This is a genomic window from Acinetobacter johnsonii CIP 64.6, from assembly GCF_000368045.1.
Lineage (GTDB): Bacteria > Pseudomonadota > Gammaproteobacteria > Pseudomonadales > Moraxellaceae > Acinetobacter > Acinetobacter johnsonii.
This window is the reverse complement of sequence record NZ_KB849235.1, coordinates 1,020,897-1,029,847: the sequence shown is the minus strand read 5'-3', so window position 1 is coordinate 1,029,847 and position 8,951 is coordinate 1,020,897. Positions and strand designations below refer to the sequence as shown.

The window sequence follows — 8,951 nt, the reverse complement described above, 5'->3', positions numbered from 1 at the left end:
TTGATTTTGAAGCAATGTACTATGATAAAATTAACCAGTTAGGTCAGGTGGCCTAACTTAAATAAAAAGTCTCCGACAAACCCGGTACGGTTCACTTGACCGCTATACCGACCGTGCAATTCAAACCACACGTAAAGTGTTTGCTTTTCTAGGCAAGCCTGTGGGTATTACACAAGAGATGGTGGATTTAACAGCAACCACCGCGCTGGAACATTTTACTGCAACTATTGCCTCTCAGTTGTTGGTTAATAACCACATTCAAGAGCTGATGAGCGATGAAACCATGAAAACCATGTGGTTATGGCATGCTATTGAAGAAAATGAGCACAAAGCTGTGGCTTATGATGTATTTGAAGGAGTTTTTGGAAAGGGAATCAAATCCTATCTACTACGAACGGGATCACTGGTTGCAGCCATGGCCATTTTATTCTGCGTGCAGTCGTATTTTGTATTTCGTTTATTAAAGCAAGATAAACAACTGAACAGGGCTGCGCTGAAGGATATTTATACCTATGCATATAGTCCATCAAAAGGAATTATTACAGGGATGGCACGTGAAATGATCATGTACTTTAAACCAGGTTTTCATCCTAATCATCACGACACCGACGCTTTACTTGAGAAGTGGAAGCTAAAATTAGGTTTTTAAGCAGTTTTGGCTCTTTGAGCGATGTAAATCGCTCTTTTTTTTGTTCGGTTTTTAGCACAAATTTTTTATACTGTGACCTCCACATTTTAGAAAGATAAACGAAGATGATTCGTTTAATGCAAGCTGCGGACTTAAGCCAAGTTGCGCAGATTGAAAATTTAGTTCAAACCCATCCTTGGAGCCTACAACAGTTCCAAGAGTCCATGCAGTCTTATCACAATACCGTGATTGAACAGGCAGGTCAGGTGGTAGGCTTTTGTATCCTCCAACCCGTTCTTGATGAAGCCAATTTATTGTTGATGGCCATTCATCCAAGCCAGCAAGGCAAAGGGCTGGGGTATCAGTTATTAGATGCCTCACTGGCACAACTTAAAAACAACCCGCTACAGGTGTTTTTAGAAGTCCGTGAGAGCAATCAAGCCGCCATTGCCTTGTATGAAAAGTCAGGTTTTCATCAAATTGATTTGCGTAAAAACTATTATCCTAAACCAGATGGTGGTCGTGAGCATGCCATTATTATGGTGAAATCGTGTAGTGATGACTTTTCCGAGTTGTTTAAATGAGAGAACAGTTAAGCTTCTGTATGGCGCCATTATTTAATAATGGCGTTATTCCACCCCGAAGGTAGGGTGGTCATTAAGGAGTTTCCCAGTTGCTGCACTTCCTCGCTGCTCAGGCTATGATTGAGTCTGCGCCACTGACCATCAATCAGTAACTCTAGCGGTAAATACTGCGATTTGTAGTTCATTTTTTCTGAGTGTGGTACCCAATAGCCCAAATACACAAACTGCAAAGCGCGTGCTTTTGCTAGCTCGATTTGTTTTAAAATGGCGAAAGTGCCGAGTGAGCGTTTGTTTTCATCGGGATCAAAAAAAGTATAAACCGCAGATAAGCCATCATCTAAAGGGTCGCAGGTCGAAACACAGATGAGTTGGTCTTCTTTCCACAGCTCTAAGAAAAAGCTCTCGGTACAGCTATGCACGAGGAATTTATCAAACTGATCGCGGCTAGGTGGGAACATGTCGCCATCGGCATGGCGTTTAAAAATATAACGCTCATATAAGTCATAATGTTTTTTGGTGGCATCCGCAGTGCGGGTAATTTTTAAAGTCAGATCTTGATTGCGTTTCCATGCTTTTTTTTGACTGCTGTTCATTTTAAATTCGCGCACTGGTACGCGGCTAGATAGGCACTGTCGACACAGATGACACTCTGGACGGTAGACAAAATCGCCACTTCGGCGAAAACCTACACGTGAAAGTTCGGACAGTGTAACCACATCAATACGATGCGCTGGATCGAGAAATACCATCCGAGCTGACTTTTTTTCTAGATAGCTACAGTCATGCGGTGGCGTGATGTAATACTGTAAATCATTCAGTAGGGACTTCGGGTGATACGAATTCATGATAAATCCCTCTATTATTCTTTATTCAGTCAGTCGCGCATTTTGCGCTATTGTTTTACTTGAAAATACACCGTCCTGATACATTTTCCAATCGATAGCGGGTTGATTTACAACATCTTGTAACGATTTTAAGTAGGTTTGCCGAGAAAGTGTACAAGCACCAAGGCTTAAAAGATGATCATTGACCAATTGGCAGTCGATCCAAGGCAGCTTATTTTCACGTCCAATCAACATCAGCGTATAAAATGCCATTTTTGAGACATCAGTTTCGGTACTGAACATGGACTCCCCAAAACAGCCGTGTCCAATGCTAATACCGTATAGTCCGCCGACCAAGCGCGTTTGATCCCAAACTTCAATACTATAGCCATAACCAGCATCAAACATTGCGCAGTAGCCATCAATAATGTCTTCGCTGATCCACGTGTCATCAGCGTAGCTACGTGGTAGTGAGCAGGCACGGATCACTCGTTCAAAAGCCTGATTGATAGTGATGCGATAATCTTGCTTTTTCATGCTCCGAATGAGGGTTTTACTGGGCTGATAATCCTGCGGGCGTATGATGCAACGTGGCTCGGGGCACCACCAGCAAATGGGCTCGCCTGTTGAGAACCATGGAAATAAACCATGAGTGTAGGCTTCAAACAGGGTAGAAGGGGAGAGGTCTGCACCGATACAAATCAAGCCTTCACCCTCGGGGTCAACTTCAAGCGGATCGGGAAAGATATACTCAGAAGGCGGTAACTGCTGCATAGTGATGTGTATACATGATAAAAAATGACTTTAAGATCATACATAAAAAAACCGCCTATGGAAGGCGGTCTTTTTCAAGGCTTAGATTATTCGCCTAAAGCATCCAAATACTTTTCCGCATCTAGCGCAGCCATACAGCCAGAACCCGCTGAAGTGATCGCTTGACGATAAACGCTATCAGCAATGTCGCCTGCTGCGAATACACCAGCGACGGAAGCAGCTGTGGCATTACCAGATGTACCGCTTTGAACCTGGATATAGCCATCACGTAAGTTCAATTGACCATCAAACATTGCGCTGTTTGGTTTGTGGCCAATGGCAACAAACAAACCTTGAACATCAATATCTTGTGTAGATTCGTCTTGAGTCGATTTTAAGCGAACTGCGGTTACACCCGTGTTGTCACCTAAAACTTCATCCACTTGGTGATTCCAAATGATGCTGATTTTGCCTTCTTTTTCTTTCTCAAATAAATGATCTTGAAGAATTTTTTCAGAACGTAATGAGTCACGACGGTGAACCAAAGTCACATGCGATGCAATGTTAGACAAATATAGTGCTTCTTCAACGGCAGTATTACCGCCACCGACAACCATGACTTTTTGGTTTTTATAGAAGAAACCATCACAGGTTGCACATGCGCTCACGCCTTGGCCCATAAAAGCAGCTTCAGACTCAAGACCTAAGTACTGAGCGGTCGCACCTGTGGCAATAATCAGTGCATCACAAGTGAACTCATCCATGTCACCTTTGAGTACAAATGGACGTACAGAAAGATCGACTTCATTGATATGATCGTAGATGATTTCGGTACCAAAGCGTTCAGCATGCGCTTGCATACGTTCCATCAGTGCAGGACCTGTTAAGCCTTCAGGGTCACCTGGCCAGTTATCCACTTCAGTCGTTGTCGTTAGCTGACCACCGAGTTGGATACCCGCAATCAATGTCGGCTTTAAGTTGGCACGCGCAGCATATACCGCAGCGCTGTAACCCGCAGGGCCTGAACCGAGAATAATCAAACGTGAGTGACGAGCGCTCATACGTAGAATCCTTTTTTTATTTAGAAATTTGTGGAATTATACGTGAAACTCTATAACAGTTGTGTGAGTTCAATGTCGATATTATTGATCAATCAAATCGATTTGAGCTATATAGAAGAAATATGCGGTGTAGAGCGGGAAAAAGTGGAAAAATCATCTGCTCGCTATACATAAAGCATTTAAGAATAGTGCATCTTTTTATAAAGAAGAGGTGCATAATATGACGTTTATTGTGAAACTTTTGCTTTAGGTTTCGAACAAAAACATTAATGAAGAATTTGTTACAGGACAGTATATGACTGAGGTGTCGGGTGCTTATGCACAGCGCTTATTAATGACATTATTTTTAGTCTCGTTTGGCATTTATTTGTTCCTTGCTACCGTGACCTATACCCCATTTGATCCGGGCTGGATGCATATATCAAGTGATACTTTGCAAGTCTCGAATGCCAGTGGCGTTGCAGGGGCGTGGATTGCTGACTTACTGTTCGGTTTTTTAGGCTGGGCAAGTCTACTTATTCCTGTGTTTTTGTTCATTGAAGCCATTCAAGTCTGGTGGCCGCATAGTTTTTTAAACCGTCCATTTCGTTATGCTGCGCAATTCTTTATTTTGCTTGCAACCGCCAGCTTACTGTTCTTGTTTTGGAAAGTTCCAGCGGACACTTTAGACAATGCCTCTGGCGGCATTATTGGTTATGAACTGGGACAAAGTTTGTCGCAGATTTTAACCATTTACGGCGCAACCTTATTTTTGGTCGTGTTTACCGTGGTCTTATTGACCTTGGCTTTCGGTATCAAATGGAACCGTACTTTCGCGACCCTCAAAGCAACTCCTGCGTATTTACAAGATTTATTTTACCGTAACGTACCTGAAAGCGAGTCTGCCTTTGATCGTACGACGCCAAGCGTCAAAAAAGAAGTGATTGCAACGGCACCGAAAAAGGGTATTGAAGCAACGGAGTTGGTCGAGGCGCCAGTAGCCGTGCAAGAGGCATCAGTTAAAGCACCTCAGCGTGACTATTCAGCAGAGCATTTGTTTAATGACATGGTGGCCAAAGAGCAACGTGTTCAAGAACAACAGGTGGATGTGGATGATGAAGTAGAGCTTGAGCGGACGATAGAAAAAGCGCACCAATTAGAACAAGACAGTCAGCGCGTGGTAGCGACAGGGGAAGTGTGGCGTGCATTAAACTCAGGTGAAGATCAACGTCATAAAAATGATATTGATGCTTTACTTCGTGCTGCCGAAGAAGATCGCCCATTTAGCCCAGAACAACATTTTCAAGCAGTGGTTCAAGATCATACAACCCCAATTGCTGATCCTCATTATTTCCAAGACGATGCCCCTGCACAGAAGAAAAATGTCGATTGGGATGATGATGAAATCTTTGACGAGCTGCTTGCTGCCGTACCCAATGGCAAAACAGCAACGGATGTTCACAGCCCATTCAATACGCCTGAACCGGTGTCTCATTTACATGTGGTTGAAGATCCAATTGCGGTAGCCGAGGTTGCAACCTTGAGTGTTGCTGCAAGTCCCGTTGCGTTACAACCAGCGCCGAGTGGAATTGCAAAAGCACAGCTTGATGAGTTGGATGATTTAGACGAATTCCTTGCTGAAGATTGGTCGGAGCAGAAAGTAGCTGCTTCAGATGTACGCTCCAGCAGTAGCTATGCGCAGTCATCAGCTTTTGTACAAGCACCCATTCAGCATCATAATATCGTAAGCACAAGTGCTACAGCGGCTGTAGCCAAAGAAGTTTTGTCCAAAGAAGCGTTTATTGAAGCATGGCAGGACACTGCTGGAAAACCGCAAGATGAAGAAGAGTTTGACTTTGATGCGCCATTGACGGATGCATCAGGCCGTCCAATGTCTTTGTCCATGCAAGTAGCAGAGCGTCGTCGTGATTTATCACCGCTGCCAGGACTGGATTTACTGGATGAAGTTGACCTGAATAAAAAAGTCAATTTCACTGCTGAACAGTTGGCGCGTTTATCTGAATTGCTTGAAATTAAACTACAAGAGTTCAATGTCAAAGCCAAAGTGGTCGAAGCGCAGCCAGGGCCTGTAGTAACTCGTTTTGAGTTGGATTTAGCACCGGGCGTGAAAGCCTCTAAAGTGACCAATATTTCCCGTGACCTTGCGCGTTCAATGTCCATGGCATCTGTACGTGTGGTTGAAGTTATTCCGGGTAAACCGTATATCGGGATTGAAGTGCCGAACAGCACACGTGAAATGGTGCGTTTAATCGAGTTGTTGACCATTCCTGCTTTTACCGATCCGAATAGCATTCTTTCGATGGCAATGGGTAAAGATATTTCGGGTAATCCAGTGATTGCTGACTTAGGTAAGGCGCCGCATATGTTGGTTGCAGGCACCACAGGTTCAGGTAAATCGGTGGCAGTGAACTCGATGATTTTATCGATGTTGTTGAAATATACGCCGAATGAGTTACGTTTAATTTTGATTGACCCGAAACAGTTAGAACTTGCTAACTATAACGATATTCCACATTTGCTTACCCCTGTGGTCACGGACATGAAAGATGCAGTCAGTGCCTTGAACTGGTGTGTGAATGAAATGGAACGTCGCTATAAGCTGATGTCTTTCTTAAAAATTCGTAAGCTAGCGGACTATAACCGTAAAGTGGAAGAAGCGATTGCCAATGGCGAAGAGCTGATTGATCCGACCTGGAAAGCCAGTGATTCGGTTGTCGGTGAGCGTGCACCACGTTTGACCCCATTACCATCGATTGTGATTGTGGCGGATGAGTTTGCCGATATGATTATGCAGGTCGGTAAGAAAGCTGAAGAAATGATTACGCGTTTGGCACAAAAGTCACGTGCCGCAGGCATTCATTTGTTACTTGCAACGCAGCGTCCATCGGTCGATGTAATTACGGGTCTGATTAAAGCCAATATCCCAACACGTGTGGCTTTACGCGTGAACTCAAAAATTGACTCACGCACGATTTTAGATGCTGGTGGGGCGGAAGACTTACTGGGTCATGGTGATATGTTGTTCTTAGGGCCGGGTAAAATTGAACCTGAACGTGTACATGGTGCCTTTATTGCCGATGATGAAGTGAACCGCATCTGTGATGCGTGGCGTGAACGTGGCTCGCCAAATTATGTTGATGAAATCCTAACGCCATTTGATGAAGAGCCAAGTTCTCGTGGCTTTGAAGATGGTGATGGCGATCCAAACCGTGATGCACTTTATGACCAGTGCGTATCCTTTGTATTGGAAACACGCAAGGTTTCGGTGTCCTCGCTACAACGTAAGTTTAGTTTAGGCTATAACCGCGCCGCACGAATTGTCGACCAAATGGAAGAAAATGGGATCGTGAGTGCGCAAGGTGCGAACGGTAAGCGAGAAATTTTAGTTTAAAAAAGAAAGCCTGCGGATTGCAGGCTTTTTCTTAATCATTCAGTTTAGGCATCCAGTCATGCAAATTATTGATGCATTAATTCCATTGGTAGTACTCATTGCCATGGGGTATGTATTAAAGCGGTATCGCTTTTTAACGGTGGAATTTTGGCAAGGTGCTGAAAGACTGAATTATTGGATTTTATTTCCTGTTTTGCTGTTCAGTAGTCTAGCCACCGTTCATTTTAATGTCGGGCAAGTCCTGCCAGCGCTTGCTGTGGTCTTTACTGTGACCTTGCTGATGAGTGTGGTGCTGTGGGTATTAAAAGCGCTGTATAGTACGCCTGTGACGCAATTTGGCGTCTATTTACAGAGTCATATTCGTTTTAATACTTATATTGGTTTGACCAGTATGGCTTTGATTTTTGGCGCTGAGGGGATGCAAGTCTTTGCCATGATTATTGCCTTTGTCATTCCTTTGGTGAATGTACTGTCCGTACTTGGTTTTTCTCAAGGGCAGGGACTGTCTTATAAAAATATTGCGTGGTCGGTTGCGAAAAATCCGCTGATTCTGGCTTGTCTGGTCGGGATCATTTTTAATTTTTCAGGTATGCATTTGTCCGAGAGCATTAACCAATCTTTAAAGCTAGTAGCAGGGATGAGCCTCCCGCTTGGGCTCTTGTGTGTGGGCGCAGCACTCCAGTTTGATGCGTTAAAATATGCTGGCCGAGCGCTAATTTTAAACACTTTGGGACGTTTAATCTTGGTGCCTATTTTGGCCTATGTAGGCTGTCTTTTATTTGGTTTAGCAACATTTGAAACCATGATTGTGGTGGTTTTCTTCTCACTGCCGACGGCATCGGCTGCCTATGTCCTGACCAAATATTTTCAAGGGGACAGTCAACTCATGGCAGCAATCATTAGTTTGCAAACTTTGTGTTTCGGTTTGACTTTTCCACTTTGGATGTGGTTTTTACAGTCATAAAAAATGCCAGTCTCCTAGGAATGAACTGGCATCTGTAGATCATGCGCATTAAGCAGATCTAGGTTTAGGCGAATTTAGCCAAAACCTCTAAGAAGGGAGCTGCTTGACGTGGATAAGCGGCAATCACGTCATGGATACGCTGACCTTCTGGATTGGTGGCATTAATGTCGCGACCATCCGTTTTAAATTGGGTGAGCAGTCGCTCATAATCACTTGGGCGCATGTGTTTAAAGGCATGGTACAACACATGAAAATCGCCATTCACACCTTCAGGAGGAAGCTGAGTTAAGTAGGCAAATACACGCTCATCTGACCATTCTTCATTGAACGTTGCTGGCTGAGATAATGCCATAGCAATCTCCTTGCTGGTTTAATCATTAAAAAAGGCAAAATATGGGAGACAAAGAAAATACCTTCTTGTGTCTGCGCATATTCTGCCTTGATTCAATTTACTTGACTAATCAAAAATCAGATTAACGTTCTTCAGGCAAATTGATATTCATTTCAAGCATTTCAATATTCGCTTCAGAACGTACAGCCATTTGAATGTGCTGTTCATCTACACCGCGAACATAGCGATTCACCACTTGCATGATTTCTTTCTTCATTTGGTCGATTTTGTCTTGGCTAAGACGTTTACCTAAACCACTTTCAGACGCTACGATGACTTTCAAACGATCTTTTGCTGTTTGAGCACTAGACGGTTTTTCATCATTACTAAAAAGCTTACTCCAAAATCCTGCCAT

General features: G+C 43.6%; 8 protein-coding genes and 1 pseudogene. 4 read left to right on the top strand and 5 right to left on the bottom strand.

Annotated elements, in window-relative coordinates; genetic code table 11:
- Positions 1–91: 91 nt before the first annotated feature.
- A pseudogene (locus tag F986_RS10750) lies at positions 92–649 on the top strand (metal-dependent hydrolase); the annotation flags it as partial.
- A gap of 104 nt (positions 650–753) precedes the next feature.
- On the top strand, positions 754–1,212 hold the full coding sequence (gene rimI / locus F986_RS10745; RefSeq protein WP_004694918.1) for a ribosomal protein S18-alanine N-acetyltransferase: 459 nt from the start codon (positions 754–756) through the stop codon (positions 1,210–1,212).
- Between the two features lie 29 nt (positions 1,213–1,241).
- Here rimI and F986_RS10740 read toward each other — a convergent pair whose 3' ends face one another.
- The 3 genes from F986_RS10740 to trxB form a co-directional block, all read right to left on the bottom strand.
- Entirely contained in the window at positions 1,242–2,057 is an 816-nt protein-coding gene (locus tag F986_RS10740) for an arginyltransferase (protein ID WP_004694916.1), read from the bottom strand.
- 21 nt (positions 2,058–2,078) lie between these two features.
- Positions 2,079–2,810, bottom strand: a complete 732-nt coding sequence (aat, locus tag F986_RS10735; protein ID WP_004694914.1) for a leucyl/phenylalanyl-tRNA--protein transferase — start codon at positions 2,808–2,810, stop codon at positions 2,079–2,081.
- 86 nt (positions 2,811–2,896) lie between these two features.
- Positions 2,897–3,850 (bottom strand): thioredoxin-disulfide reductase, encoded by a 954-nt coding sequence (gene trxB, locus F986_RS10730; protein ID WP_004694912.1) that lies wholly within the window; start codon positions 3,848–3,850, stop codon positions 2,897–2,899.
- Positions 3,851–4,145: 295 nt separating this feature from the next.
- Between trxB and F986_RS10725 the strand changes: the two genes are divergently transcribed.
- The gene (locus F986_RS10725) at positions 4,146–7,241 is read left to right on the top strand and encodes a DNA translocase FtsK (protein ID WP_004694911.1); all 3,096 of its coding nucleotides are present in this window, start codon (positions 4,146–4,148) and stop codon (positions 7,239–7,241) included.
- A 58-nt stretch (positions 7,242–7,299) separates the two neighbouring features.
- The gene (locus F986_RS10720; RefSeq protein ID WP_004694909.1) at positions 7,300–8,205 is read left to right on the top strand and encodes an AEC family transporter; all 906 of its coding nucleotides are present in this window, start codon (positions 7,300–7,302) and stop codon (positions 8,203–8,205) included.
- Between the two features lie 64 nt (positions 8,206–8,269).
- Here F986_RS10720 and F986_RS10715 read toward each other — a convergent pair whose 3' ends face one another.
- Positions 8,270–8,557, bottom strand: a complete 288-nt coding sequence (locus F986_RS10715; RefSeq protein WP_004694907.1) for a PA4642 family protein — start codon at positions 8,555–8,557, stop codon at positions 8,270–8,272.
- Positions 8,558–8,678: 121 nt separating this feature from the next.
- A complete protein-coding gene (gene minE, locus F986_RS10710) occupies positions 8,679–8,951 on the bottom strand; it encodes a cell division topological specificity factor MinE (protein WP_004694905.1) in 273 nt (90 codons plus the stop codon).